Raw genomic sequence first — 26932 nt, forward strand, 5'->3', positions numbered from 1 at the left:
AGCGCGAAATGATCCGGAAGGCGTTGAACGTCGGCGGGATGGCGGCGGGCTGACGCGTCGCTGATCGAGGTCATTTGCTATCGTGATGCGTTGGCGTCCGCTGAGGAGGCCTTGGTTGGCGCGACTGTCTGACGCCCGCGAGCGGCGATCAGTGCGGCCTTGATGCGTTGCTGCTCGGCGACGTCCATGAGCGGCGCCTTGCGCGCCGGCGGCAAATCGTGGACTGCAAGATAACCGCTCTTGTCGGTCGCTTTTCCGCCCTCGGCGAGGGAGGCCTGTGCATCGAGCGGATTGCGTAGGCCAGCGGCGCCACCCGGGGTCGTCGCGCAACCTCCAAGCCCCAATCCGATGACGACCGGCAGCACAACAAACCGCATGACACCGCGCATGCCAAGCGCGGCCGGCAGACGACCGGCCTGCCCCCGTACCAAGGTGCAGTTGCCGGTCGCAGGTCGAGAGTAGCTACGCAACAACATGGCTCTGTCGAGTTGAAATGGGCGACTGGCGCGATCGCGAGCCGGGCGTCTGAGGCAGATCACCCGGCTCGGCAATAATTCTGGTCACCAAACCGCATCGAGGATGTTGGACAGGGCCTGCCGGCCTCCGCTCAGCACCGCTCCAGGTGCATCCATCACGCGCTCCAGAACCCCGGGCCTGGCATAAGACAGCCTATCCTGTCGCTTGGTCGCGTTGGCCGGCTCGGCGACGGCAACATTCGGAGCTGGCGCCGGGCCGTAGATCACCGGCGGGGGTCCGCCCCAGGAAGGGGTCACGTCAGCCGCACTCGATCTCCAATTCCGATAGTCGACGTCGCCCCGTAGCTGGCCGAGCAATTTGGGCTTCTCGGCCGGCGCCGTGGAAGCGAGGCGCACCAACCTCTGGCGCCCGGCGGATTCGACCTTGGCCTTAGCTTCCTTTTTCTGTTCAGCCGGGATGCCCGCGACCTTCGCCGGCGCCCGGTTGGTATCGATGTCGCGGTTCGAGCTCTCACGTGCCGGCTCCGCAGATGCCTTCTCGGCCTTCGGCTCCGTCGTCGTCGTCAGGATATCGCGCGCTTCCGAGACACCAGTCTCGGGTTCGGCCGCACGCGTGCTGGGCGGGGACGTGGCTTCGTCGACCGGCTCATTGCGTTCCGCGGATATGGCTGCCGCACGCGGCTGCGCGGTGGAATCTGCTTCGGCTCCATCGGCTGGATCACGGCGAATGTCCTGACTGACCGCTGCCACATCGGGGCTGGATGCCGCCGGCTCTCCGCGCGACATGGACAAACCGCCGACGATCGCAAGCAGGAGCAATGCGTCCAGGAAACGAAAACGAGACCTGCGAAACCTCGGCATCTCAAAGGCGAGCCTGCGCGGAACGTACCTGAAGGCCGGCACGCGCGCACGCGGCCCGGCTGCGGCCGGTCGAACGAGCGAACGGCTCGCGTTCTCCTGCACCACAGGCATGTCGAGTTCGGCGTCCGGCGGCGTGCGAGACGCATCCGGCAAGACAACTTCCGGCACGGTCACTTCCGACATGACCGCGGGAGCAGCGAGCAGCTCGCGCGGCTCAGATCCAGGCTTGGATTCAATGGACGCGAGAAGCGCATGCACACGACTGGGATCGCGAAACTCGTCGTCATTCGACACGATGACGCCGCTCCCATCGACCGGACGCTGGTAGCGGGCGCGTCCTGAGCCAAGGAGGTGCCCGAGCGCCCTGAAGATGGGAAGCCACCAGCGCCGGCCCGGCGCGACCTCTGGGATGACTGACTCCGTATTGTGCATAATCTCGCCTCGACTGACGCGCTGAGCTGAACGTAACGGCAGCATTTGGGGTCGAAGCTGCGGCGTCTTTTCTGTCGAAATTTGTCCGCGCCGTGGCGGTATGTGTAGAGATATTAGCGCCCCGCCCTGCGACCTTCCCGCGGCGTAAACAGCCGCTCCAACCTCAGGCGGCTGTAACGGTCGGCGTGAAGAGATAGCCGCCGAGGCGAATGGTCTTGATCAGCGTCGGCTCTCGCACGTTCGGCTCGATCTTCTGACGAACGCGGCTGACGTGAACGTCGATGCTGCGCAGGAATGGCCCCGCCAAACCGGCGTGCGTCAGCGAAAGGAGTTCTTCGCGCTTCAGCACCCGACCCGGATTGGCGCAGAAGGCAAGCAGGATGTCGAACTCCGCCGTGGTCATGGGCATCTCGACACTGTCGGGATCGTGAAGCTTGCGCTGCACCGGATCGACCCTCCAGCCTGCGAAGGTCATGCTGGCAGGCTGCCGGGCAACGCGGTTGGCGTAGGAGGCCCGGCGCAGGAGACTCCTGATGCGCGCCAGAAACTCGCGCGAGCTGAACGGCTTGGTGACGTAGTCATCGGCACCGAGCTCCAGGCCGACGATGCGATCGACATCGTCGCTGAGTGCCGTCAGCATCATGATTGGAACCGTTCCGGTCGAGCGCAGCCGGCGGCAGATGCTGAAGCCGTCTTCCCCCGGCAACATCCCGTCCAGGACGATCAGATCGAAGTCGCCGCGCCGCAGGACGTGATCCATCTCCGCGCCAGATCCGACGACGGAGGCAACGAGGTTCGCCTCGGTGAGCAGCTCGGCCAGCATGCGCGCGATGTCCCGGTCGTCCTCGACGAGGAGGATCCTGGCCGGCACCGAACAGTCGGTGCAATCGGACGCGGTGGTAGCTTCCATCGCCCGGCCAATATCAGACTGCGGCTTTAAAAACAAGTCGACCGGTCGGTTTTTATTGCGCCCATTTGCAGCGCTCGCGGCCTCGCAGACCACTTACCGCGTCGCCAGCACCACCGCGGCGAGCGTAAAGATCAGCCCGGCGATCTGCCCTGCCCCGAGCGGCTCGTGCAGCGCCAGCGCGGACGCCACCACGCCGATGACCGGCACGGCCATCGTCCCGATCGCCGCGACCGAGGCCGGCAACCGTGCCAATGCTGCGAACCAGCTCACATAGGCGATGCAGAACTGCACCACGGTCGAATAGACCAGCAGCAGCCAGCCGATTGGTGTCACCTTGTCCAGATGCGTGGTCTCGATCAGGAGGCCGACGATCGAGATCGGCAGGCAGCCGATCCCGATCTGCCAGGCCGCGGCCGTGATCGGCGGCAGGTGGATCGGGTACTTCTTGGAGAAGACCGTGCCGACGGCAAAGCCGATCGCGCCGCACAGCGCCATGATGATGCCGGGCGCCTTCTCGGCGCTGGCGGCGATGCCGTTGCCGCCCATGATCGAGGCGAGGCCGGCAAAGGCCATCACCAGCCCGAGCGTGCGCAGCAAGGTCGGCCGCTCTCCCAGCACGGGCCAGGCAATCAGCGAGGCCCAGACCGGCATGGTGTAGGCGATCAGCGCCGCCTCGCTCGCCGGCAGCCACAGCAGCGCCAGCCCCATCAGCACCATCCAGCCGGTGACGTTGAGGGTGGCGGCGGTGACCAGCCGCGGCCAGATCTGGGGCGCGACTTTCAGGCTGTCGCCGCGAACCAGGGCGAGCGCGGCCAGCAGCACCGCGCCGAGCACGCCGGTGACGCCGCGCAAGGTGAGCGGCGGCAGTTCGCCAAGCAGGAACTTTGTCACCGGCCAGTTGAAGCCCCAGCCGATCGAGGTGATCGCGAGGAACATCAGGCCGGCCGGGGCGATGCGCGGTCGCGCATCCCGGCGAGTCGAATCAAGCATGTGGGCAGTCCGGCAAAATCGAGGTCAGCTTGGCGCGGATTCGCAGGCGCGACCACCGCCTCGGCGGGCATGCCTGCCCTCTCCTTCCGTACCACTACGTGAGTCCCGCTGACGCAATCCCGTTGCCCAAAAATATACCTGCCCTGTGAACAGCGGGATGAAGGGTCCGTATCGTCACGGGATGCAAATTTTTTCGGTTGGGAATCCCTGAGGACTCACTGATACTTGGCTCAACAACAGGTGAGGGCTTGCCCCCTGTTATCCCCCGCAATCCACCATATTTAGTATTTGATTCAGGAACTCGCACTAGTTCTTGACGGGCGCAACGGAGAGTCCTAGCTTTCGGTCCGTTCGGCGCGAGTGAGTTTGCGTCCCGCCGGCACTCCCCCAAAGGGTCTCGCAAATCGCCACTCCGCCAGCCAGCCAAAGGCAGCGGGAAAGGGCTTGTCTGCCCGCGATAAGCGGACTTTTCGGGCGCCAGAACGGGCCGGCAACAGGCTCGGAAGGCATCAGTAGACGTTGTGACGATGTGGGGCGTTTGAACGCATGTCGGGCTCATCCCCTTGGGGGCGGATGTGTCTGGACATGCCGGCGGATGAGAGGTGCATGCACCCGACATCCCCGGGAGAAACTGGGCCGGATCCACCGGCTGAACTGCGGTGCCCAAGGGCCGATCTGGCCTGGGTGGAAACGCGAAACGAAATAGCGACCCGGACGCCTTCAACGAGAGGCGGATCCGGTCAAAGATAAGGACGGGGCAAGACCATGCGGATTGAGCGGCGCCACACCACTTCGGGACAGTCACCTTATGCGGGAATCGAATTCCGCCTGACCACGTCGGAGATCAGGAATCCCGACGGCTCGGTCGTGTTCAAAATGGACGGCGTCGAGGTCCCGACCGAATGGTCGCAGGTCGCCTCCGACGTGCTCGCCCAAAAATATTTCCGCAAGGCCGGCGTCGCCGCGCGCCTGAAGAAGGTCGAGGAAGAGTCCGTCCCCTCCTTCCTGTGGCGCTCCGTGCCCGACACCGAGGCCCTTGCCGCTCTGCCCGAGAAGGAGCGCTATGTCAGCGAGCTCTCGTCCAAGCAGGTGTTCGATCGTCTCGCCGGCTGCTGGACCTATTGGGGCTGGAAGGGCGGCTACTTCACGTCGGACGAAGACGCCCAGACGTTCTACGACGAGCTCCGCTACATGCTCGCCATGCAGATGGTCGCGCCGAACTCGCCGCAATGGTTCAACACCGGCCTGCATTGGGCCTATGGCATCGACGGCCCCGGCCAGGGCCACTATTACGTCGACCCCTTCACCGGCAAGCTGACCAAGTCCAAGTCGGCCTACGAGCATCCGCAGCCGCATGCCTGCTTTATCCAGGGCGTCGGTGACGACCTCGTCAACGAAGGCGGCATCATGGACCTCTGGGTCCGCGAAGCCCGCCTGTTCAAATACGGCTCCGGCACCGGCTCCAACTTCTCGCGCCTGCGCGGCGAAGGCGAGAAGCTGTCGGGTGGCGGCCGCTCGTCCGGCCTGATGAGCTTCCTCAAGATCGGCGACCGCGCTGCCGGCGCGATCAAGTCGGGCGGCACCACGCGTCGCGCCGCCAAGATGGTCGTCGTCGACGTCGATCACCCCGATATCGAGACCTATATCGACTGGAAGGTGAAGGAGGAGCAGAAGGTTGCCGCTCTCGTCACCGGCTCCAAGATCAACCAGAAGCACCTCAAGCTGGTGCTGAAGGCCTGCGTGAACTGCGAAGGCTCGGGCGACGATTGCTTCGACCCCGAGAAGAACCCAGCGCTCCGCCGGGAAATCAAGCTGGCTCGTCGCTCGCTTGTTCCCGATAACTACATCAAGCGCGTCATCCAATTTGCAAAACAGGGCTACAAGGACATCCAGTTCGACGTCTACGACACCGACTGGGATTCGGAAGCCTACCTCACGGTGTCCGGCCAGAACTCCAACAACTCGGTCTCGCTGAAGGACGACTTCCTGCGCGCTGTCGAAACCGATGGCGACTGGAACCTGAACGCCCGCACCTCCAAGAAGGTGACGAAGACGCTGAAGGCGCGCGACCTCTGGGAGAAGATCGGCTACGCCGCCTGGGCGTCGGCCGACCCGGGCCTGCACTTCAACACCACCATGAACGACTGGCACACCTGCAAGGCGTCCGGCGACATCCGCGCGTCGAACCCGTGCTCGGAATACATGTTCCTGGACGACACCGCCTGCAACCTGGCGTCCGCCAACCTGCTCACCTTCTACAACACCGAGACCAAGCAGTTCGACGTCAAGGGCTACGAGCATCTCTGCCAGCTCTGGACCATCGTGCTCGAAATCTCCGTGATGATGGCGCAGTTCCCGTCGCGCGCGATCGCCGAACTCTCCTACGAGTTCCGCACGCTCGGCCTCGGCTATGCCAACATCGGCGGCCTGCTGATGACCATGGGCCTCTCTTACGACTCCAAGGAAGGCCGCGCGCTCTGCGGCGCGCTGACCGCTGTGATGACCGGCATCACCTACAAGACCTCGGCCGAAATCGCGGCCGAGCTCGGCACCTTCCCCGGTTACAAGAAGAACGCCGCGCACATGCTGCGCGTCATCCGCAACCACCGCCGCGCCGCGCATGGCGAGGCCTCCGGCTACGAGGCCCTCTCCGTCAACCCGGTGCCGCTCGACCACGCCTCGTGCCCGCAACAGGACATCATCGCGCACGCGAGGGCGGCCTGGGATGCGGCGCTCGAGCTCGGCGAGAAGCACGGCTATCGCAACGCCCAGACCACGGTGATCGCGCCGACCGGCACGATCGGCCTGGTGATGGATTGCGACACCACCGGCATCGAGCCCGACTTCGCCCTGGTGAAGTTCAAGAAGCTCGCCGGCGGCGGCTACTTCAAGATCATCAACCGCGCGGTCCCCGCAGCGCTGCGCGCGCTCGGCTATCGCGAGAGCGAGATCGCGGAGATCGAGGCCTACGCCGTCGGCCATGGCTCGCTGTCCAACGCGCCCGGCATCAACGCCTCGACGCTGAAGGCCAAGGGCTTCACGGACGAAGCCATCGCCAAGGTCGAAAAGGCGCTTCCGACCGCCTTCGACATCAAGTTCGCCTTCAACAAGTGGACCTTTGGCGAGGATTTCATCCGCGACCAGCTCGGCATCGGCGCTGAAGCCATCGCGGCTCCGGGCTTCGACCTGCTCCAGGCCGTGGGCTTCACCAAGCGCGAGATCGAGGCCGCCAACGTCCACATCTGCGGCGCGATGACGGTGGAAGGTGCGCCGCACCTGAAGGCCGAGCACTACGCCGTGTTCGACTGCGCCAATCCCTGCGGCAAGATCGGCAAGCGCTATCTGTCGGTCGAGAGCCACATCCGCATGATGGCGGCGGCGCAGCCCTTCATCTCGGGTGCGATCTCCAAGACCATCAACATGCCGAACGACGCCACGGTGGAGGACTGCAAGTCCGCCTACATGCTGTCGTGGAAGCTCGCGCTGAAGGCCAACGCGCTCTATCGCGACGGCTCCAAGCTCAGCCAGCCGCTCAACTCGCAGCTCATCAGCGATGATGAGGACGAGGACGATGCGGTCGAGACGCTCTACGAGAAGCCGATGGCGGCACGTGCCACCCAGGTCTCGGAAAAGATCGTCGAGAAGCTGGTCGAGCGCATCATCGTGATGCGCGAGCGCGAGAAGATGCCGGATCGCCGCAAGGGCTACACCCAGAAGGCGGTCGTCGGCGGCCACAAGGTCTATCTCCGCACCGGCGAATATGACGACGGCCGTCTCGGCGAGATCTTCATCGACATGCATAAGGAAGGCGCGGCGCTCCGCTCCTTCATCAACAACTTCGCCATCGCCGTGTCGCTCGGTCTGCAATACGGCGTGCCGCTCGACGAATATGTCGACGCCTTCACCTTCACCCGCTTCGAGCCGGCGGGCCCCGTGCAGGGCAACGACAGCATCAAGTACGCGACCTCGATCCTCGACTACGTCTTCCGCGAGCTCGCGGTGAGCTACATGTCGCGCTTCGATCTCGCCCATGTCGATCCGACCGAGTCGAATTTCGACGCGCTCGGCAAGGGCGTGGAGGAAGGCAAGGAGCCGGACGAGACCCATCACGCCACCAAGCTGGTGTCGCGCGGCCTCACCCGCTCCCGCACCGACAATCTCGTGGTGATGCGCGGCGGCTCGGCCGCGGTCGCCTCCGGCAGCGACAACGCGCCCGCCGGCGGCAGCAAGGTCACCGCTCTTGCCGGACACGGCGCGAGCGCACGGGTCGGCGATGTCCTGGAAGGCGCGGTCGCGCTGAAGCAGGAAGTCAGCCACGACCTCTCCCCCACGGAGAAGCTCGAGGCCCTGCAGTGGAGCAAGGCCGGCAGCGCGGCCACGACGGCCGCCCCCAGCAAGGCCGAGCGCCGCGCGGAAGCCAAGGCCAAGGGCTACGAAGGCGAGATGTGCTCAGAGTGCGGCAACTTCACGCTGGTGCGGAACGGCACCTGCATGAAGTGCGATACTTGCGGCAGCACGACGGGGTGTTCGTGAGGGGGTAGCTCTTCACGACGATCGTTAGACCCGGGCTTATCCCGGAAGAAGGGCGGCCGAGAGGCCGCCCTTCTTTATTTGCGCACGGCGGCGGGAACGCCCTGTAGCCCGGATGTCGCTCACGCTCCACCCGGGCCGTTCGCTGTTCACCGCTCATCGTTCGCCACCGCATTTCGACGCGCTTGTCGTGCAGCTTGCCTCGCCGCCCTTCTCGCAACCCAGCGCGCGCGAAACTGTGTCGCGGCACGAAAGGTCCGCGGGGCGATGACCTGAACTGCCAATGAGGCGATCCCAGCGACCACCCCTTTGACCACGTCGAAAGCGAAATCGGGTCCAAAATACTCCCACATGACCCTGCGTCCTTCTTGCGAAGGCTCCGCCGGGCTGGAGTGGGCAGATTGCGAACATAAGAAAGGCCCCGTCCTCACCGGCGGGGCCTCAAGACAACTCCTGCACGCCTTGTTCAGCGCACGCGAAATCTCTCGGTACACCCGCTCATGGTGGACTCGATGATCCAGTTGCAAAGCATGGCCGTGCGATGAAAAACGCCCATAGCGATGACCCAGTCGTTGCGGAATGCGGAGGCGCCAAGTGCGCAATACCAAGCGTGCGCACGAGGGGCCGTTTGGCCGCAGATAAACAGACAGGACGGCCGCCGTCTGTGGACCAATTCACAATTGCGGTACGACTTTTTTTGGGCGCTGTGCGATTTGGCCCAACCGCTGCGGCGGCCAGACATTCGCACAGTCGGCCAGCCCGTAGGATGGGTAGAGCACTTGCGAAACCCATCATTCCACGACGAACATTGATGGGTTTCGCTTCGCTCTATCCATCCTACGAGCTACTACCGCTCCCGCATCACGGCATCTCGGACATCGACACGTTGGCCGCGATTCCGCTCAGCTCGCGCACTGGCGCCGCAATCTCCTCATTGGGGGACTCGCCGACCGAGATTTCCGTCATTCTGCGTTTGACCTCTTCACATGTCTTGCGGACGTCCTCCGTGAAGAGCGCGCATTCTTCGATGCGCTTGAATATCTTGCGTCCCTCTGCACGATAGCCCGCGGCCGTTTCGCGCATGAAGGCAATCGCATCATGGACCTGGGCCGTCAGCACCTCGCATTTTTGCGCGGCGTCGATCAACTCGGTGCCCATGGCCTCGATCTCTCTTGCAGCGGATTCATAGTCGCGAATGACCGCCTCTGCACTGAGCGCGCCGACGCGCGTGACGCCCTCGGTGTGCTCGACGTAATCAGGCAGAGCAACTGAAGCGATCGAGCTTCCGTGGCGGATCGATGAAATGTCCGCCTCGAGTTGAACCAGGTTCACTCCTTCGTGCCTGCGCAATTGTCCGACACTTGCCATGATTGACCCTCCCAATACGCACCCCGCACCCCAAACGGCACTCAGTGTATGACGTGGATAAGTGGCATTGCTAACCCAATCTATCGTTGACAGTCTCAACTTTGCCATTTTTCTCCGCCTGCCAACGCGGCACGCGGGGATGATGGGTGTCACAAGCGTTCAACCACCCGTATTTGCGGTTCGCGAAGATGATGGGAATTGCGATGACAGCCCGTAGGATGGGTAGAGCACTTGCGAAACCCATCATTCCACGACGGACATTGATGGGTTTCGCTTCGCTCTACCCATCCTACGAGCTAAACTCCCAACCTTACCGGCATGGGTTCCGACGGGCCCGGTAGAAGCGGAGTCGAGTTATGCCCAAACCGGAAAGCTTCCCGATCGAGAAGATCTTCGTTCCCACGAAGCAGAAGAAAGCGATCAGGCTCGAGAGCGTCGCGGAGATCGCGGAAAGCATTCTGGACATCGGACAACAGGCCCCCATTTCCGTTCGGCTCGACGGAGACCGCCTCGTTCTGGTCGAGGGACTGCATCGGCTCGAAGCCTGCAAGGCGCTCGGCGAGACAACCATTCTCGGTGTCCTGGTCCCGGCCGAGCTTGCTCAACACAAGGCCCTGCTGTCCGACGGACCCGAAGTCGAGGCGGAGCGCCTCAAGATGGCGCGATTGAAACAGTTGCGCCTCGAGAGGGAAGCCGCAGAGGCATCGACGGCTGCCGCGAAGCGTGTCAACGCAACGGAAGCGCCGCGCACCCGTTCGACGCAAGGCGCCCGCGACAATCCGAAGGCATCACCGGGCCGGACTGCGAAAGCGCCACCGAAATCATTGTCGGCCTGGATCACGCAGCAAAAGGGCAGCGGCGGCCGCTATTGATTGCGGGCTCCGAATTGCGGTGACAGTGCACCGAGCCCGCCACAATTTCTCCTTCGCACGCGCGTTGTGTTGGACGACGGTGAGGCCTATCCTTCCCTAAGATCGGACTGCCGCACTGCCATTAGCGCCCGACTGGATGGAGCGTGCATCGGTGCCTGAAGCGGACGACCCCAAACCCGATCCCCAAAAGCCTGAGGCCCCCAAGCCGAGCGAGGGGCGCGCCGATGGCGGGTTGGCGCGAGCCCTTGACCAGATCAAGAGCGCAGAGGAAGACCTCGCGCGGCTGGACCGGCTGGTTTCCGGAATGGAACGCGGCGGCGAAAGCTCGCGGGCCTCGCAGGCAAGCGGCGGTACGAAGGCGGCCAAACCTCTCGAGGCCAAGACTCCCGAGAACAAGCCTCCCGAGGACAAGCCTCGCAGGGACATCGTGCCGGCACGAGCTAGCACGGTTCGCCATCAAGGCCTGAGGGGAGATCGGCCCATGCTGCGTGCTTTGGTTATCCTCGTGCTCGCGATCGGCCTTCTCGGTGCCGCCTTCGCTTCGCAATATCGCGATGAGGCCAAATCGTTCAGCAAGTCGATCATGGCGCGATGGGCGCCGCCCGCTGCCGGTCAACCGCCACGCGCGTCCGCGGTCGAAAGTCCGGCGCAACCGCCGGCCGTGCAACTGGCTGCCGCGGATGGGCCAACGCCCGTGCCGGCGCCGCCGCCCGGCAAGGAACCGGAAATCGCTCCAAAAGCTGACGCTTCAAGACCTGACGCTTCAAGACCTGACGCTGCAAAAGCCGACGCGCCAAAAACGGACGCGCCAAGAACCGGCGCCCAGGCACCCGACACATCATCTTCCGATCTTGCGCAATCGCTCAAGACCATCACCAGCGAGCTTGCGAGCATCAACGGAAAGCTCGAGCAACTGAAAAGCCGCAGCGAGCAGACGCTGCGCGAGCAGGCCGACACCATTCAGCAGCTCAAGGCGGCGCAGGAGAAGGATGCAGCCGACAATGCGCGCCTCGCCGCGCAGGTCCAGGCGCTGCAGACGCAACTGCCGGCTGCACCCGCGTCTGCTCCCGCATCTGCATCCGCGAAACCCGTCGTGCGGAGCGTGGTGAGCAACGACACGGCTGCGCCCGCACGGCCGCACGTGCAAGCGGCCGCACCGCCCCGGCGGCCCAGGCCTTCGCCGCGAGGACACTGGATGCCCCCGCCCTATATGATGGATCCTTACGGCGATGCGGATTGGTGAGCTCGCGTTCACGGCCATCAGCCCTGGTGCTATGCTACACACGACCCATGCCAAGCAAGAGCAAGCGCCTCCTCCCTCGCCTTAGCGTCCGGCGGGGTACCCGGTGGGTGCGAAAGACGTTCGCGCGAGCGCCGCGAATGGTTCGGATCGCCTGCACGGCAGCGATCCTGCTTGCGGCCGCAGCGCTCCTGAACCTCACCTATCACGTCATCCGCAAGCCGACAGAGCTGTTCGTCCTCATCGGCAATTCCCTCGACAAGGAGCCGGCCGAAAACTGGCGCCAATACGGCGCGCTGTTTCGCACCTACTCCACCGCGACGATCACGCCCGAATTGCTGGCGGCCCTCGCGCAGGTCGAGAGTTCGGGCAATCCGGTGGCGCGCACCTATTGGCGCTGGCGATGGAGCATCAATCCGCTCGCGATCTACCGGCCCGCCTCCTCCGCCGTCGGCCTCTACCAGATGACCGATCCGGCACTGAGCGACGCCGCGCGGTTCTGTGTGCGCGGCAATGTGGTGACTGACAACGGCTGCGGTTCGACCTTCCTCTACACCCGCGCGATCCCGAGCCACGCGATCGAGCTCGCCTCGGTGTATCTGGATCGCCAGGTGGCTGACGTCCTCGCCCGCGCCGGCGATGTGAAGGCCACGGCGCAGCAAAAACAGGACCTCGCCGCCTTCATCCATCTTTGCGGCGGAGGTCCCGCCACCGCCTATGCGCGCCGCCACTTTCAGATGATCGCCACTGAGCGCTGCGGCGATCATCTCGTTGCAAGCTATGTCTCGCGGGTCAACACAATGAAGCGGCAGTTTCAGCGGCTTGCGGCGGATGACGACAATTGACGCGTAGGATGGGTAGAGCTCTTGCGAAACCCATCATTCCACGACGGCACTTGATGGGTTTCGCTTTCGCTCTACCCATCCTACGGACAGCCTCCGCGGATACAAAGGTGCGCTGTGCTTATCCACCCTGCACGCCCGCCTACCTCGCCACGCCTACCACCATCGTCCTGTTACCCGTTCTGGCCCGGACGCCGAGCAGCAAAGACCTCCTTGGCGGCGAACAGGCCGTTGAGCGCTGCAGGAAAGCCCGCATAGACAGCCATCTGCATGATGACCTCGGTGATTTCGTCCTTGGTCAGCCCGACATTCAGCCCCGCCGCGATATGGACTTTCAGTTGAGGTGTCGCGGTACCCATCGCCGTCAGCGCTGCGATGGTTGCGACTTCGCGGGCGCGCAGGTCGAGGCCGGGGCGGCAATAAATGTCGCCAAACGGAAACTCGAAAATATAGTTTGCGAAATCGGGAGCGATATCCGCCAGCGCAGCAATGACGTTGTGGCCAGCTTCGCCGTCGATGTCAGCGAGCGCCCGCTTGCCGCGTTCCAGCCGGCTTTCGCCGACGCTCGGGGATTGATGCTTCATATTCTCTCATCCTCTTGTCCTCGCCGGTGTATCCGGCGATTTTGGTGTCGAGGACGAAAAGGCAGGCCTGCAGATCGGCCACTTGGGCGCGAACTTTTTCGCGATGCTGTTCGAGCAAGGCGCAGCGTTCCGCTTCCGTGCCGACGCCACGCTCCCGCAAGGCTGCATAATGCAGCATGTCCCGAATAGGCATTCCGGTTGTCTTGAGACGGCCGAGAAATTCTATCCAGGTCAGGATCGATGCGTCGTACTCGCGTTGGCCCGATTGGTCCCGCTCAGCGTGGGGAAGCAACCCGATCCGCTCATAGTATCGGATGGTGTGGGTCGACAGTCCCGAACGTTTTGCCAGTCCACCAATCTTCATGAACGCCCTTCTTTCGTCACGACGCACGGGAAGCTACCGGTTAGAGCGCACTCTAAGTCAATAGGGAAAATGCGCCGGTCGGCGAGGCACCAGAACCAGTGTCGCAGGATGGGTAGAGCACGTGCGAAACCCATCAATCACGGCGGCGCTTGATGGGTTTCGCTTTTGCTGTCGGCTACCTCGCCACGCCGACCACAGCCGCCGCCATCTTCCTGTTGCCCTCGACGCTGAGATGACGGCCGTCGGGACCGACGCTGCCCGGCTGCCGCCAGACCGACATGTAGGTTCCCCAGACGTCGACGACGCGGATGCCGCGGGCCTTCAACTGGCTCTTGATGGCCGCGATGTTCTCCATGGCTTTGACCGGGCTCATATTGTGCCTGACGTCATTGGCCGGGTTGTCGCAGAGGATGACGAGCTTGGTCCCTGCCGGAACGGCGCTCGGCGTACGGGCAAGCGTCTGATCGGTGGTCTCGCCCCACACGCCGGCATTGACGACATGAACCTGAGATCCCTTGGCGCGCAGCAAGCCTTCCAGCACGGCCGGCCACATCTCGGATTCGGAGACGTTGCCGTGGACCGCGCTGTGGCCGAGCGCCACGATCTGCGCGGACGCAGGATTGACGGTGGCAACGACGATGGCCGCAACGGCAAGGAAGAACATTCGCAAACTCGAACGATTCATGGCGCCCTCCAATGATTTTTCAAAATAGCGTCGATCGGGGCCGAATGAATGCCCCGACGAGATCAGCAACCCATGTTCGCCAGTCCGCGCGCGTTTGGCAACTCTCCTTCCGGATATCCGGCCTTGGAGAGCGTAGCCCGTAGGATGGGTAGAGGTCTTGCGAAACCCATCATTCCGCGACGGCTGTTGATGGGTTTTGCTTCGCTCTGCCCATCCTACGGCTTCTACGGGTGCCGATCAGACCGTCGCCTCCGTATCCGGCACGGACCCCTTCCCGCCGTCTGCGGCTCGCTGCCGGCTTCCGGCCATAAAGATGTCGTGCACCAGACCGAGCTTCCCGAGTCCCAAAATGATCAGGCCGTTGATGTCGATCTCGTACCAGGCGTGCGAGAGATAGGCATCGCGCGGAAAGCGATGATGGTTGTTGTGCAGACCTTCGCCGAAGGTGAGGATCGTCGTCACCAGCTCGTTGGTGGTGCCGTCGTTGAGCTCATAGCGGCGATAGCCCCAGCGGCCATCGCTATGGCAGACCGAGTTGACCAGCGACGTCGCCATGGTCATGAGGTAGCTGCGGAACAGGCCGGAGAACAGCACGCAGCCGATCATCGTGTGCACGCCGCCGAAGGCATAGCCGATGCCGCCGGGAATGATCAGCGCCGACAGCGCGTACCAGTACCAGCGCGTCCGCGTGAAGAACATCGCGATCGGGTCGGCCAGAATATCCCGGGCATAGTATTCGGCATCGGTGGTGGCGCGGTCCCACACCCAATTGCCTTGCGCGTGCCCCATCCCCTTGGCGAAGGAGGCGATGCGATAACCGTCGCCGTCATAATAGGGGCTGTGGACGTCGCCGGGCTTGTCGGAGTGAAGGTGGTGCCGCCGGTGGTTGCTCACCCATTTGAGGATCGAGCCCTGCACCGCCATCGTGGCGATCGCAGCGAGGATCGCCCGCATCACCGGACCCGCCCGATAACTTCGATGCACGAAGTAGCGGTGCATGAAACCGATACCCATCGTGGTCAGCATGAACATGCCGGCGAAGACCGAAATCTCCACCCGGCCGATCCCATACGTGAAGGCCCAGATCAGCGCGCCGATCGAGCCTCCGATCATCAGGGCGAACGAGATGTAGGAATCGCGAAATTTCGCGTCGACCACCGGGCCATCGACCAGCACGCCGGGCGGCATTTTCGGGGCCGCGGATTGCTCCGATGCCACGCGCTCAATAACGGTCATTCCAGCCGATCCATTCCTAGAAAATCGTCGCTTTCGCAACGCAAGGTATAGACGGGGGGAATGTCAGGCAAGGCCGGGGGAGCGCGGAGCCGGAACCCGAATCGGACGTGGTTAGCAGGTGTGGCCGGGATGGCGCGTCAGCGTCGATGCCGTAGGGTGGGCAAAGGCGCAAAGCGCCGTCCCCACGATCTCATTGATGCGGATAGAACAGGTGGGCACGCTCCGCTTTGCCCACCCTACGAAAGCCAAGAATTGCTGCGCACTACCACCAATACGGCCAGCGCCATCCCTCGTAACGAACATATGACGGCACGATCGGCGGGCCATAGGGATCGACGCGGTCGTCTTCGGGCCGATAACGATAGCGCGGAACGACATTGTAATCCCACGGCGTTGGCCGCAGCACGGGCGCCGTGACGATGAGCCTCTCTTGCGGTGCGCGAACGACGACGGCCTTCCGCGTCTTGGCCTCGGCACCTGACATCCCGAGGCTGCACAGCACTACGGCCGTTCCGAGCGCACACGCGACAGTCTTGATCTTCATGCGTTGGTCTCCTTGCCCGGCAAGAGTGCAAAAGGACGCAAAGCAAGGCAAGCGAATTTCGATCACGACTTGGTAGCGGCGCAGCCCGTAGGATGGGTAGAGCGTCAGCGAAACCCATCATTCCACGACGACACTTGATGGGTTTCGCTGACGCTCTACCCATCCTACGCGGCCACGAAGCCGTAGGGTGGGCAAAGGCGCACTTGCGCCATGCCCACCACCTCTCTCCGTCACAAAAAGTCCGTGGGCACGCTTTCGCTTTGCCCACCCTACGAGACATTCGCTTCCGTGAAGCCGCGCTCCGCCTACCCCGCCCGTTGCGGCGCGTTGATATCCTTCAGGCTCGCATCGCCCTGATGGACTGCGAGAATGTTGATGCCGAGCCCGAACGGCTTGTAGCCGTTGTCGGCGAGCCATCGCTCGAGTTGCGGGATGTCCGTCTTGATCTTCTCGATCAGCAGCACCGGGTGATATTTGTTGATGGTCTCCCGGGCGCCGCTCAGCGCCTCCATCTCCATGCCCTCGATATCGATCTTGATGAAATCGACGCGCGGCAGATTGAGCTCGTCCAGCGTCATCTTCCGGACCAGAACGGTGTTGTCGGTATAATTGATCTGCTGGCCGATGAACTCATTGTTCGGACGCTGCTGCAATTCCAGGCTGCCGAAGCTGGACGGCGTAAAATAGTCCGGATTCGGGATTTGCAGCGTACCGGCTTCGGACGATACGGCCGCGTGCACGGCCAGCGCATTGAAGCAATTGTTGATGGCGATGTTGCCGGCGAGCGCATAGTAGATCCGCTCCTGCGCCTCGATCGCGATCACCGAGCCCCAGCCCGTCATTGCGGACGCCCATTCGATCGTGTGCACGCCGATATTGGCGCCGCAGTCGATCGCGATCACGCCGTCGCCGTGGTGCTTGCGCCGCAAGGCCAGCAACTCGAGCGCGACCTTGACTTCGCCGGGATCGAAGGCGGCGCCCTCGAGGAGCTGAAACCCGACACCGTAGCCGCGGTCAGGGGCGACCATGCGATAGTCGAATCGATTGACGATCATCGTCCCATGGCTGGTCGAAGCCATGACAAAGGCCAGCTTTTGCCCCGCGATCGGCATTGCAGAATCTCCCCCTCAGAATAGACGCCTCTATCCCAACGCCAGCTTACGCGAAGCTTATCTAATTCCATGGATCCAGATACGTAGGATGGGTAGAGCCCTTGCGAAACCCATCATCCCACAACAGCTATTTGATGGGTTTCGCGTCGCTCTACCCATCCTACGCAGCGAGCCAGGCGCTCGCACCGGTGCCTTGCGGCCAACAGGATCACCTCATGACCAAAGTTCTCCGTATCGCGGCCTTCTCCGACGGCAACACTGGCGGCAATCCCGCCGGTGTCTGGATCGGCGAGGTGTTGCCGGATGCAGCGGCGATGCAGGCAATCGCAGCCGAGGTCGGCTTTTCGGAGACGGCCTTTGCCGCACCCGAGGGCGAGGCATGGCGCGTGCGCTACTTTTCGCCGGCGATGGAGGTGCCGTTCTGCGGCCACGCCACCATCGCGCTCGGTGCGGCGCTTGCGCATCGCTACGGCGATCGCAGCTTTGGGCTGCATCTGAACGATGCCGACATTTCCGTCTCGGGGCAGCGCGACGGCACCACCATCGCAGCCGCGCTGCAGTCGCCGCCGACACGCAGCACGCCGCTCGATGCGTCGCTGCGGGATGCGTTGCTGGATCTGTTCGGTTACGCCAGCGGCGATCTCGACCAGAAACTGAGCCCTGCGAAAATTCACGGCGGCGCCGATCATGCCCTGCTGGCGTTGCGATCGCGCGAGGCGCTCGCGCGCATGAATTATGAGTTCGAACGGGGCCGCGCGCTGATGGAGCAAGCGGGCCTGGTCACCATCGCCCTGGTGACGGTGGAAACGCCGCGGCTGTTTCATGTTCGCAATGCCTTTGCCGCCGGCGGCGTGGTCGAGGATCCCGCGACGGGTGCGGCCGCCGCAGCGTTCGCAGGTTATCTGCGCGACATCGGCTGGCCGCACGGCGGCGCCATCGACATCGTCCAGGGCGAAGACATGGGCGCGCGCTCGCTGATCCGCGCGGAGATCGGCGCGGCCAAGGGCAGCTCGATCCGGGTGTCGGGCACGGCGCGGTTCATGGAGGGGTAGTGCGTCGGGGTGCAGCCCTCAACCATCGCAGCTGCCCACCCTGCCATGATGCACCTGTTTTGCCCGACGGGTCAAATGTTATTCCGATTCGCCGAAATTCAAAACCCGCGAGCATTTCTACTGTGCATGGGGTTGTTTTCGTTAAAATTGATCTGCATCAAGACCGCCGAGGCGTTTCCCTTCCAGGATCGAGACCAGCATGAATGATTCCACACATTGTCCCACCTGCCAGTCGGAGCACGCCTATCAGGATCGCGATCTCTGGATCTGCCCGGAGTGCGGTCATGAATGGAGCGCCGCGGCGGGTGCGGAAGCGGCTGCACCTGATGAAGGCGGCGTGCGCGACGCCCATGGCAATGCGCTCAGCGATGGCGACAGCGTCATCGTGATGAAGGACCTCAAGGTCAAGGGCTCGTCCTCGGTCGTCAAGGGCGGCACCAAGGTCCGCAACATCCGTCTCCAGGACGCCACCGACGGCCACAACATCGCCTGCAAGATCGACGGCATCGGCGCCATGAACCTGAAGTCGGAGTTCGTAAGGAAGGCCTAACCCGCCCCACCGCTCGGCAACGCGTCATACCCCTGCGCGCTGAACGCACACCGCGATAGGCGAACCCACCCGATGCAGCTAGGATGACACGCAAGGGCACGCAGCCCGGCTGCATCATGAGGGGGTTCCGTCCATGTCGAAGAAGCCGTCACTCGACCACGACTATCATCCGAAAAAGGATCGGCTCGAGATCACGATCAAGCACTACGCCCTGGACAAGAAGTCCGATCGCGAGGGGCTGATCAAGCACATCCTGCACCGGCTCGAGAAGTCACCGGCGCTGGCGAAGGCGACCGTCAAAAAAGCAAAGAAGAAGCCCGGCAAGCTGCCGAAATCCCCGGTCAAGGGATCGCGGCTGGTCCAGGTCGGCGATTAGAGTAGCTTCGCACGCGCGGCCTTGTGAGGCGCTTCACAAGCGCCGCACCTCCCCTGTGGTAACTTGCCGCATACTTTACAACCATAGGGAGGTCGTCATGCATTTCCGTCAGTTCATCCTGGCCGCGTCGCTCGTCGTGGCCCCGATCGCGTTCGTCGGCAGCGCACCGGCGAACGCGGCACAGACCTGTCGCTGCACCGACATCGTCTTCCCGAGCGGCGCCTGCTCCCGCTATGGCAACTGCACCACGCTCGAAATGGTCGTCCCCGGCGGCGAGCCCAAGCCGATCCGCAGCCTGAAGGCATGCCCGGCGAAATCCCAACTGCTGGTCTGCGATTTCAACAGCTGCACCGTCACCTGCAGCCCGCCGGCGAAGAGCGGCTAGTCGCGGCGCCCTCTATCTCTCCCGTGACGCGAGATGGAATTCGCAAGCACCGGCGCGAGCCCTGCAGCCGCGCCGGCGAATGCCGTTTGCTTGCCGGTGTGTCAAATTCACTACATTCGGCCGAGACAACTTGAGGTATTTTCGCAGGTGTTTTGATCCGGAAGTTGGAATTGCCTCATGAAAAGACTGACGCTCGCGGCGGGCCTGACAATCATTGGACTGACCGGCGCCCAGGCGGCCGATCTGGCTGCCCGGCCCTATGTCAAGGCTCCGCCGATCGCTGCGGTCTACGACTGGACCGGATTCTATGTTGGCGGCAATGTCGGTTATGGCTGGGGTGAAAATACTGATCCCCGTCTCAGCCTCGTCAATCCCGGCAACGCAGGAAACATCACGACGTTTCTGACCACCGGCTTTCCGGGCTTCGTCAGCGGAAATCAATTCCCGAACCTCAACCCGAATGGCGTGTTTGGCGGGCTTCAGTTCGGTTACGACAAGCAGTTCGGCCAATGGGTGGTCGGCGCCGTCACGGACATTCAAGCCGCGGATTTTCGCGCCAGTCGCCTGGTGACGACTTCGGCGGTGACCACGGCCGCGAACGCCGACGAAAGCCTGTCGGCCAAGATCAACTGGTTCGGCACCTTGCGCGGAAAGGTCGGCTACGCCGCCAATGATTGGCTGTTCTACGGCACCGGCGGCCTTGCCTACGGCCGGACGGAAAGCAGCATTGGATTTGCGTGTACCCCGGGCGGCGTTGCTTGCGCCGGCATCAATTTCGTCGGGAGCGCTGCCGAGACCCGCGTGGGCTGGAGCGCCGGTGCGGGCGTCTCGAAAGCCTTCGGAAACTGGAACGTCGGGCTCGAGTACCTTCATGTCGATCTCGGGCGCTCGTCGGTCACGGCCGTCGATACGACGGGCCTCGCGCCCACGACGACGATCACGCAAGGCCAGCGCTTTGTCGTCGACACGGCACGTCTGACGCTCAACTACAAGTTCGGCAGCACGCCGCTCGTCGCCAAATACTGAGCTGGCCGCGCCTCAGCTCTGTCGCTGCGCCAGATAGAACCCGCACAGCACCGTGACGAGCCCGGCGGCCTGCAGCGCCGTCGGCGGCTCGCCGAGCAGCAGCCATCCGGTGAGCAGCGTCAGCGCCGGCACACAGGCCGGAAACACCGCCGCGCGCGCGACACCGAGGCGCTGCACCGAGACCGCAAACAGATAGAGCGCGGCAGGACCGGCGAGCACGCCCTGCGCCAGCGCCTGGATCGCATTCTCGGTGATGCCGATCGCGGCGACGTGGGCGAGACCGACGGTCGCGATGTAGATCGGCAGCAGCAGCAGCGACAGCACGTTGATGACGAGCGCGGCCGACACCGCCGAAACGCGCCAGTGGCGCAGCAGCGCGCCGAAGCCGGCGAACATCAGGCCGGTCAGCACGAAGATCAGATCGCCCTGCACGCCGTCGATGCCGATATGGCCGATCGATTCCGCGCCGATCACGCCGAGCCCGCCGACGATCACGATCGCACCGGCCAATCGCGAGGCGGAGATCCGCTCCTTCAGGAACAGCGCAGCCAGCAACAGGCCACCGAGCGTCGCGCAGGACGGCTGGATCACGCTGCCATGGCCGAGCGGCACGAACAGGAACCCGGTGTAGGAGATCAGCGACATCACGGGGCCGCCGAGCACCATCAGCGCAAGCCCCCTCGCCCAGCCGATGCCGCAGAGATCGGAGACGCCGGCGCGCAGCACCAGCGGCAGGAAGGCGATGCCCGACCAGACGTAGCGATGCACCAGGAGATCGACCGGCGTGAAGCCGACCTTCAGCCCGTGCCGCGTGCCGGCAAAGCCGAGCGCCCAGAACAGCGCAGCCGACAGCCCGCAGACGACGCCGATTAGCGCTTGCGTCGCATCGTTCGTTTGAGTGAGAGCGTCAGCGCCGCTCGTTCGCTGATCCATGGGCCCAAGCCTTATGTCAGTGCGCCGATCGGCTCAACCCACGCGGCTGCAGGGCTGGCACGCGGTGATCCAATCATCGTGCCTCCTCGCCGAAGACCATGCGCCATCCCTTGCGCGTATCCATGTATTCCCTGACCTCGCGGATGCGATTGCCGGCCACCGTGAACACGAAGCAGTAGTCGTTCTCGTAAGCCTTGCCACCGGCGAGCGTCGCACGCATCCGTTCCTCCACGATGACGGTGTCACCGTCGGCATAGACGCCGCGAAAGGCGATATCGATCCCGGAGAACATCTTGTGCATCTCCTGCGCGATGAAGCGCGCGATCTGCTCGGCGCCGACCATGTGGTCGGTGTGGTCGAGCGCGACGGCCGTGGCGTTGCCCTTTGGCGCGATCCACTCGGCATCCTCCGTGAACAGCGCCGCGATGCGCTCGATGTCGCGCGACGAAAAGGTTTTCCAGGCGGCGATCACGATGTCCTTCGGGCTGGTCACGGCGCGCTCCCTCGCTTGCGTTGATGTGAGGATGCGCCTTCTAGGCCGCGAGAAGGTCCGCGGCTCGCCACAATCGGACTCGGTCATCCCGCGGCACTTTCGTCAGCGCCGGCATGCGCTATCATCCATCGATGCTGAGCTTCGAGACCTGCAACGCCGCGCGGCTGCGCCGCGATCCCCGCTATGACGGCCGGTTCTTCACGGCGGTGAAGACAACGGGGATCTATTGCCGGCCGGTCTGCCCCGCCAAGCATCCGTTGACGCGCAACGTGGCCTACTACCCGACCGCAGCGGCGGCGGAGGCTGCCGGCTTTCGGCCCTGCCTGCGTTGCCGTCCCGAGACCGCGCCGTTCTGTCCGGCCTGGAACGGCACGCGTTCGACGGTCGCGCGCGCCATGAAGCTCATCGACGAAGGTGCGCTCGACGCGGCCTCGGTGGTGACGCTTGCGACGCGGCTCGGCATCTCATCGCGTCATCTGGCGCGGCTGTTCGAGCGCCACGTCGGCGCGACGCCACAGCAGCTTGCCAAGACGCTTCGCGTCCAGCGCGCCAAGCGCCTGCTCGATGCGGGCGAGCACACCATGACGGACATCGCGTTTCAGTCCGGCTTCGGCAGCCTGCGGCGCTTCAACGCCGCCTTCGCCGAGCTCTATGGCCGTTCGCCATCAAGCTTGCGCGCAGTACGGAGAGTGTGATCGCTCAGAAGAAGCCGGGGCTGAGATCGAGGCCATAAGTCAGGCTCAGCACGAACACGAACAGCGCGGCGGCTGCGAACATCGCGACGTGCCGGACGATGAATTCGCGCGGCGAATTGGCGACAACAACGGCTTTCTGCGCAACAGGCATGACGGACTCCATTATGAAAAACGATTCTTGGCCGCCAATATGCGGCGTCCGCATCAAGCGCCGCGATCTGCAAAACAAGTATTAAGGAGATCACACTCGTTTTGAACGCCGGTACACAAGTCGCGCGTTGCGAGGAATTTTTCTGCCGAAAGATTCTCAGTCAGCGCATCAACGCACTGCATGAGATGGAACGCGCCTACGGTGAGCAATCACTTCATCGCGACGACATGCATTACAGCCGCGAACAAAAAAATGGCCGGGACTAGCCCGGCCATGACGTCGTGAAGGTTCTGTCACCAGCCTCTCGGCCGGGTGCAATGTCGGTCTTACCGGGCGGAACCCACGGTCGCAGTCTTCAGCTTGCGCGGCGTCAGCACCGCGGCCTGAAGCGCCGTCACGCTGGTGGCGGGCGCCGTCACCTGCTGCTCGACATGGGCGGCGCCGAGCACGCGAACCTGCACGGGCGAGGCCGGAATGCCGTTGGCCTCATAGGCCGGCAGCTCGGCGGCGAAGGTGGCAGTCGTGCCCGCAAGAGCGAGGACAGCGGCTGCGATCGACAAAGTCTTCTTGTTCATGGTGATGCTCCAAAGAGAAGTTCGGAGCACATGTAAGGCTGATTTGCTGCATTGCGACATGCATTGCTGCAACGCAATATCGCGCGTCGCGCATGGCGATATGTTTAACGCGCCGGACGCCTTGGGCGAATCGCCTCGCTGCGAGGGCTTATACGGAAGTAATACTGGATTGCTTCGCTTAGCCCGCAAAAGGGAGGCGACAACGCCTTATTTCAAGGCAGTCGCCAATGCTTGCAATTTTGCGACGAGATTGGTGCCGAGCGCATAAATGACTTCAATGATCGCGAGCGCAATGCCCGCTGCAATCAGGCCGTATTCGATCGCTGTGGCACCTGATTCATCGGCCACGAATTCAGCCAACAAGCATTTCAATTTCACAAGCATATCCTTCCCAGATCTGCCGGACGTTGCCGGCACGCGAGCAATGCAGCATCACAATCCAAGATTGAGTAAATCTGGATAATTCAATTTGATCGGCATTCGGGGCCGATTTTGCCTGTTCCTCCCACTGTAAAGCTGCTGGAACCGCGCGGGAACCAAAGTTGCAATCGGGCAACACTCGCGCGAAAAGCCCTTTCCAGGGGTTTTGCGCCATTGCACCGCCACATCGTCCCTCGAACAATTGACGCGCCGCGTGCTTGGCTGTGCAATCTGGTTCGCTCACGAACCTTGGAGGCAGGGATCATGAATGATCGGCGGTCTCTTCTTGTGGCGGTCTCGTGCCCCTCGGCCGTGATGGTCGGCTGGCTGGCGCTGTCCCTCTCCGCCTATGCCCCTGCTTTGATCGAGAACAGCGGCGCCAATGCAGCCGCCGTCTCCCGCGCCAAAGATCTCACCCGTATCGAACTTGCCGACATCCCGCGCGCGGCGACGATCGATGATGGCATCGCGCTGACCGCCGACATCGCCGCCGCCGCGGCTGCTACACCCAGCGTGGCGCTGGTCGAAGCAACTCCGCCCGAGACGCCCGCCCCCGCCGTCCAGCTCGCCTCGGCCGATCCGACCGACATCGTGCCTGCGGCTTCGCCCGCGCCTCAGGTCGCACCTGAGCCCGCGGCCGCCGCCAGCGAGGCTGCCGCTGTCATCAGCGAAGCCGCTCCCGTCGCCGGCGAGGCCAAAGCTGAAGTTGATACCAAGGCTGAAGTTGAGGCCAAGGCCAAGGCTGAAGAGACCAAGGCTGCGGACAAGGCTGAAGTTGAGCCCGCGCCCGCGCCCAACATCAAGCTTGCATCCGCCGATCCCGGTGATGTCGTGCCGCAGGAAACGCTGTCGCCCGCGGCGATCGCGAGCGGGCCCGTCACCGAAAGCAAGTCGTCGCCGCCGGCCGATACGGTGGCCGTGCTCGATGAATGCTTCGCGATGGATGCCTGCATCGACCGCTATCTCTGGGCGCTTTATCAGCGCACGCCAAAGGAAGACTCGATCAAGGTCGAGGACCGCCGCGCCGTCACCATCAAGCGCAGGGGCAAGATGGTCACGGTGATGCGCAGCTTCACGAAACTCGTCGACGAGGATTTTGCCTGGAAGGATCCGAAGGCGGCCGACCGCGCCAAGATGGCGCTGATGGATTACGTCATCGGCGGCATGGACAAGAGCTTCAAGCAGAAGCTGTTTCGCATGCTGCTCGCGGCCGAAGCCGCCGGCCTCTCGCCGGGGATCACCAGCGCGTTCCGTGACGATTATCGTCAGGAGATTGCAAGCGGCCTGAAGGCAGCCTCCAACCGCTCCTATCACGGCGGCAGTCTTCGCGGCGGCTACGGTCACGGCATGGCGGCCGACATCGTCTCGACCGCGGGCAACAACCGCGCGCAGCGCTGGGTCTCGACCGAAGTGTTGTGGAAGTGGGTGGATGCCAACGGCAAGGCGCTCGGCATCGGCCGGCCCTATCTCGGTCGCGATCCGCCGCATGTCGGCCCGATCGACGGTCAGGAATATATCTCGAAGCGCGGCGGTTCGACCGACCGCAAGGAAGCCGCCAACACCCGATCGAAGAAAGCGCGCGCGGTGGCCAGCGCGAGGCCGCCGAAGTCCCAGGCCGCGCGGGAGCAGAAGAGCTCGGCAAGATCGCAGAAGTCGGCACAGTCCGCCGCGAAGCGAACGACGTGAGCGGTCGCTCAGTTCTCTGAGGCCGGCAACGGGACGAGACGCATCTCGGCCGATCCTGCCTGCTCGGTGCGAACGAGCACAGCGAAGATGGTCTCGACCGCAAGCCGCACTGCCGCCTCGATTGGCGTCCCCTTGGCCAGGTGCGCCGCGATCAGGCCGGTGAGGAGATCGCCGGTGCCATAGGGGCGGATCGGGAGGCGCGGCGTCGCAAAGCGCGACAATTGTCCATCAGCACACAGGATCGTCTCGACCTGCCCCTTGGGCGTGTCGGCGAGCGTGCAGCCGGTGGCAACGACGTCGATCCGGCGTTGTCCCGCCAGGGCAGCCGCTGCAGCACGCAGGCTATCCGTGTCTGCGATCTTGGCGCCGGAGAGCAGCTCGAGCTCGAACTGGTTCGGCGTGATCAAATGTGCGGCCGGCAACAAGCGATGCCGCACCACGTCCAAAATGCCGTCGGCGACATACACACGGCCGTCGTCGCCGATCACGGGATCGCAGAGATAGACGAGCTTCGAATTGCGCGACAGCGCTCGCTCGACGAAATCGGCGACGACGACGGCGTTGTCGGGCGAGCCGAGATAGCCGGTGACGAGCACGGCCGCCTCGTCGACAAGGTCCCGCTCCTCGACACCTCGCAACAGATCGGCGACCAGCTCGGCGTCGAGTACCCGCCCTCGCACGGTCGGATAGCGCGGATGGTTCGACAGCAGCGTCGTCGGCACCGCAGCGACGTTGACGCCCTCCGCCTGCATCGCGTGGACCGCCGCGCTGTTGCCGACATGGCCGTGGACCACCTGGCTTTGAATCGAGATGACGAGCATGCAGAGGTCCGTAGGGTCAAAAGCGCGATGTGGCAAGCGTCGCGCGGATCACGAAAATTCGTACCCGAGCCCCGGCCGTAGCGCTTGCATCTTCCGCGCCAGCCTCCGGTGCCCGGTCTCCTCCGACCGCCCCAAATGATCGGCGACCGCGACATGGTCCGCGTCGCTTTTATGCTGGTTGAGCTTGGCCTGCCCTTCGATCTGATCGACCACGAGATCGACGACGCGGATCGCAGCCAGCATGCTCTCGCGCTTGCCCGGATCCATCTGCTGGAGGTCCCAGGGCTGTTTCGGCAGCCGCGCCTCGGCAACCGCCAGCAGCGCATCGCCATGACCACGGTTCTCATCGTGCCCGCGCAGATGCATCACACCCGACAGATGCACCGCCTCGTAAAGCCAGGTCGAGACATTGTCGGGCGAGGCGTACCAATCGTTGGAGATGTAGGCATCGTCGCCGGCGACGATCAGCAGGAAGCGCCTGACGCCGTCGGCCAGCTCGACCAGCGGGTTTTTTGCCGTGAAATGGATCTGCACGATCGCGCGCCCATCGCGCTCGACCAGCACGAACGGCACGTGCGAGGCGCGCGGGCCGTTCGCATCCGCCGCCACGATCACGCCGAAGCCGCGCCTTGACGCAAATTCCAGAGCGCGCTGCTGCTCGATGCGGAACTGGGGCCGAAGGACATGCATGGCGCGGCACTCGGGCTGGACGACGGGCGATGG

Annotated in this window: 31 protein-coding genes; 12 read left to right on the forward strand and 19 right to left on the reverse strand. The window is 63.7% G+C overall.

The genetic code is table 11. The features are described 5' to 3' along the window. Positions 1–77: 77 nt before the first annotated feature. The 4 genes from QA645_RS23750 to QA645_RS23765 all read right to left on the reverse strand — a co-directional run bounded on the left by QA645_RS23750 (position 78) and on the right by QA645_RS23765 (position 3669). Positions 78–476 (reverse strand): hypothetical protein, encoded by a 399-nt coding sequence (locus QA645_RS23750; protein ID WP_283044135.1) that lies wholly within the window; start codon positions 474–476, stop codon positions 78–80. An 84-nt stretch (positions 477–560) separates the two neighbouring features. After that, entirely contained in the window at positions 561–1631 is a 1071-nt protein-coding gene (locus tag QA645_RS23755) for a hypothetical protein (RefSeq protein WP_283044136.1), read from the reverse strand. A 301-nt stretch (positions 1632–1932) separates the two neighbouring features. Then, positions 1933–2679, reverse strand: coding sequence for a response regulator transcription factor (locus tag QA645_RS23760; RefSeq protein WP_283053302.1), 747 nt, complete (start codon positions 2677–2679; stop codon positions 1933–1935). Between the two features lie 93 nt (positions 2680–2772). Then, positions 2773–3669, reverse strand: a complete 897-nt coding sequence (locus QA645_RS23765) for a DMT family transporter (protein WP_283044137.1) — start codon at positions 3667–3669, stop codon at positions 2773–2775. Between the two features lie 765 nt (positions 3670–4434). Between QA645_RS23765 and QA645_RS23770 the strand changes: the two genes are divergently transcribed. After that, positions 4435–8202: a vitamin B12-dependent ribonucleotide reductase gene (locus QA645_RS23770; protein ID WP_283044138.1), complete on the forward strand. Its 3768-nt coding sequence runs from the start codon at positions 4435–4437 to the stop codon at positions 8200–8202. Positions 8203–9060: 858 nt separating this feature from the next. On the opposite strand, the gene QA645_RS23775 is transcribed toward QA645_RS23770, so the two are convergent. Continuing rightward, entirely contained in the window at positions 9061–9567 is a 507-nt protein-coding gene (locus QA645_RS23775; protein ID WP_254135399.1) for a hypothetical protein, read from the reverse strand. Positions 9568–9923: 356 nt separating this feature from the next. Here QA645_RS23775 and QA645_RS23780 point away from each other — a divergent pair, with 356 nt between their 5' ends. The 3 genes from QA645_RS23780 (at position 9924) to QA645_RS23790 (ending at position 12524) form a co-directional block, all read left to right on the forward strand. Further along, positions 9924–10439, forward strand: coding sequence for a ParB N-terminal domain-containing protein (locus tag QA645_RS23780; protein ID WP_283044139.1), 516 nt, complete (start codon positions 9924–9926; stop codon positions 10437–10439). A 481-nt stretch (positions 10440–10920) separates the two neighbouring features. Then, entirely contained in the window at positions 10921–11682 is a 762-nt protein-coding gene (locus QA645_RS23785; protein WP_283044140.1) for a hypothetical protein, read from the forward strand. A 47-nt stretch (positions 11683–11729) separates the two neighbouring features. After that, the gene (locus QA645_RS23790; protein WP_283044141.1) at positions 11730–12524 is read left to right on the forward strand and encodes a transglycosylase SLT domain-containing protein; all 795 of its coding nucleotides are present in this window, start codon (positions 11730–11732) and stop codon (positions 12522–12524) included. 170 nt (positions 12525–12694) lie between these two features. Here the strand turns inward: QA645_RS23790 and QA645_RS23795 are convergent, their stop codons facing one another. The 6 genes from QA645_RS23795 to QA645_RS23820 all read right to left on the reverse strand — a co-directional run bounded on the left by QA645_RS23795 (position 12695) and on the right by QA645_RS23820 (position 17046). Continuing rightward, positions 12695–13105: a carboxymuconolactone decarboxylase family protein gene (locus QA645_RS23795; RefSeq protein ID WP_254193471.1), complete on the reverse strand. Its 411-nt coding sequence runs from the start codon at positions 13103–13105 to the stop codon at positions 12695–12697. Further along, entirely contained in the window at positions 13041–13469 is a 429-nt protein-coding gene (locus tag QA645_RS23800) for a MerR family transcriptional regulator (protein ID WP_254193470.1), read from the reverse strand. Before QA645_RS23800 ends, QA645_RS23795 begins: the two co-directional genes overlap by 65 nt. 175 nt (positions 13470–13644) lie before the next feature. Then, positions 13645–14154, reverse strand: a complete 510-nt coding sequence (locus tag QA645_RS23805; RefSeq protein WP_283044142.1) for a GDSL-type esterase/lipase family protein — start codon at positions 14152–14154, stop codon at positions 13645–13647. 237 nt (positions 14155–14391) lie between these two features. After that, positions 14392–15390, reverse strand: a complete 999-nt coding sequence (locus QA645_RS23810) for an acyl-CoA desaturase (protein ID WP_283044143.1) — start codon at positions 15388–15390, stop codon at positions 14392–14394. Positions 15391–15652: 262 nt separating this feature from the next. Beyond that, positions 15653–15934, reverse strand: a complete 282-nt coding sequence (locus tag QA645_RS23815) for a hypothetical protein (RefSeq protein WP_254131151.1) — start codon at positions 15932–15934, stop codon at positions 15653–15655. A gap of 305 nt (positions 15935–16239) precedes the next feature. Beyond that, positions 16240–17046 (reverse strand): FkbM family methyltransferase, encoded by an 807-nt coding sequence (locus tag QA645_RS23820; RefSeq protein WP_254193466.1) that lies wholly within the window; start codon positions 17044–17046, stop codon positions 16240–16242. 215 nt (positions 17047–17261) lie between these two features. Here QA645_RS23820 and QA645_RS23825 point away from each other — a divergent pair, with 215 nt between their 5' ends. From QA645_RS23825 to QA645_RS23845, 5 genes are all read left to right on the forward strand, one after another. Beyond that, the gene (locus QA645_RS23825; RefSeq protein WP_283044144.1) at positions 17262–18098 is read left to right on the forward strand and encodes a PhzF family phenazine biosynthesis protein; all 837 of its coding nucleotides are present in this window, start codon (positions 17262–17264) and stop codon (positions 18096–18098) included. A 199-nt stretch (positions 18099–18297) separates the two neighbouring features. After that, positions 18298–18648 carry a zinc ribbon domain-containing protein YjdM gene (locus QA645_RS23830; RefSeq protein ID WP_283044145.1) on the forward strand — a complete coding sequence of 117 codons (351 nt, stop codon included), beginning with the start codon at positions 18298–18300 and terminating at the stop codon, positions 18646–18648. A gap of 133 nt (positions 18649–18781) precedes the next feature. Next, a complete protein-coding gene (locus tag QA645_RS23835) occupies positions 18782–19024 on the forward strand; it encodes a hypothetical protein (RefSeq protein ID WP_254131145.1) in 243 nt (80 codons plus the stop codon). 97 nt (positions 19025–19121) lie between these two features. Continuing rightward, the gene (locus QA645_RS23840; RefSeq protein ID WP_254193462.1) at positions 19122–19409 is read left to right on the forward strand and encodes a hypothetical protein; all 288 of its coding nucleotides are present in this window, start codon (positions 19122–19124) and stop codon (positions 19407–19409) included. 177 nt (positions 19410–19586) lie between these two features. After that, positions 19587–20435 carry a porin family protein gene (locus QA645_RS23845; RefSeq protein ID WP_283044146.1) on the forward strand — a complete coding sequence of 283 codons (849 nt, stop codon included), beginning with the start codon at positions 19587–19589 and terminating at the stop codon, positions 20433–20435. A gap of 12 nt (positions 20436–20447) precedes the next feature. Here QA645_RS23845 and QA645_RS23850 read toward each other — a convergent pair whose 3' ends face one another. Both QA645_RS23850 and QA645_RS23855 read right to left on the reverse strand, forming a co-directional pair. Further along, entirely contained in the window at positions 20448–21368 is a 921-nt protein-coding gene (locus QA645_RS23850; protein ID WP_254131142.1) for a DMT family transporter, read from the reverse strand. Positions 21369–21441: 73 nt separating this feature from the next. Continuing rightward, entirely contained in the window at positions 21442–21861 is a 420-nt protein-coding gene (locus tag QA645_RS23855; protein ID WP_283044147.1) for a nuclear transport factor 2 family protein, read from the reverse strand. A 113-nt stretch (positions 21862–21974) separates the two neighbouring features. On the opposite strand from QA645_RS23855, the gene QA645_RS23860 reads away from it, so the two are divergent. Then, positions 21975–22556, forward strand: coding sequence for an Ada metal-binding domain-containing protein (locus tag QA645_RS23860; RefSeq protein ID WP_283044148.1), 582 nt, complete (start codon positions 21975–21977; stop codon positions 22554–22556). 4 nt (positions 22557–22560) lie between these two features. On the opposite strand, the gene QA645_RS23865 is transcribed toward QA645_RS23860, so the two are convergent. Further along, the gene (locus tag QA645_RS23865) at positions 22561–22707 is read right to left on the reverse strand and encodes a hypothetical protein (RefSeq protein WP_187437598.1); all 147 of its coding nucleotides are present in this window, start codon (positions 22705–22707) and stop codon (positions 22561–22563) included. Positions 22708–22808: 101 nt separating this feature from the next. On the opposite strand from QA645_RS23865, the gene QA645_RS23870 reads away from it, so the two are divergent. Next, on the forward strand, positions 22809–22973 hold the full coding sequence (locus QA645_RS23870; RefSeq protein WP_283044149.1) for a hypothetical protein: 165 nt from the start codon (positions 22809–22811) through the stop codon (positions 22971–22973). A 60-nt stretch (positions 22974–23033) separates the two neighbouring features. Here QA645_RS23870 and QA645_RS23875 read toward each other — a convergent pair whose 3' ends face one another. The 3 genes from QA645_RS23875 to QA645_RS23885 form a co-directional block, all read right to left on the reverse strand. After that, positions 23034–23282, reverse strand: a complete 249-nt coding sequence (locus QA645_RS23875; RefSeq protein WP_254131139.1) for a hypothetical protein — start codon at positions 23280–23282, stop codon at positions 23034–23036. A 207-nt stretch (positions 23283–23489) separates the two neighbouring features. After that, complete coding sequence (locus tag QA645_RS23880; RefSeq protein ID WP_254135398.1) at positions 23490–23654, reverse strand: Flp family type IVb pilin; 165 nt, start codon at positions 23652–23654, stop codon at positions 23490–23492. Then, positions 23635–23877, reverse strand: a complete 243-nt coding sequence (locus QA645_RS23885) for a hypothetical protein (protein ID WP_283053664.1) — start codon at positions 23875–23877, stop codon at positions 23635–23637. Before QA645_RS23885 ends, QA645_RS23880 begins: the two co-directional genes overlap by 20 nt. 89 nt (positions 23878–23966) lie before the next feature. Between QA645_RS23885 and QA645_RS23890 the strand changes: the two genes are divergently transcribed. Further along, complete coding sequence (locus QA645_RS23890; RefSeq protein WP_283044150.1) at positions 23967–25388, forward strand: hypothetical protein; 1422 nt, start codon at positions 23967–23969, stop codon at positions 25386–25388. Positions 25389–25396: 8 nt separating this feature from the next. Here QA645_RS23890 and pdxY read toward each other — a convergent pair whose 3' ends face one another. Further along, complete coding sequence (gene pdxY / locus QA645_RS23895; RefSeq protein WP_283044151.1) at positions 25397–26209, reverse strand: pyridoxal kinase; 813 nt, start codon at positions 26207–26209, stop codon at positions 25397–25399. 48 nt (positions 26210–26257) lie between these two features. After that, positions 26258–26899 carry an FMN-binding negative transcriptional regulator gene (locus QA645_RS23900; protein ID WP_283044152.1) on the reverse strand — a complete coding sequence of 214 codons (642 nt, stop codon included), beginning with the start codon at positions 26897–26899 and terminating at the stop codon, positions 26258–26260. Positions 26900–26932: the final 33 nt, after the last annotated feature.

The sequence above is a fragment of the Bradyrhizobium sp. CIAT3101 genome (genome assembly GCF_029714945.1).
In the GTDB taxonomy this organism is placed as follows: Bacteria; Pseudomonadota; Alphaproteobacteria; order Rhizobiales; family Xanthobacteraceae; genus Bradyrhizobium.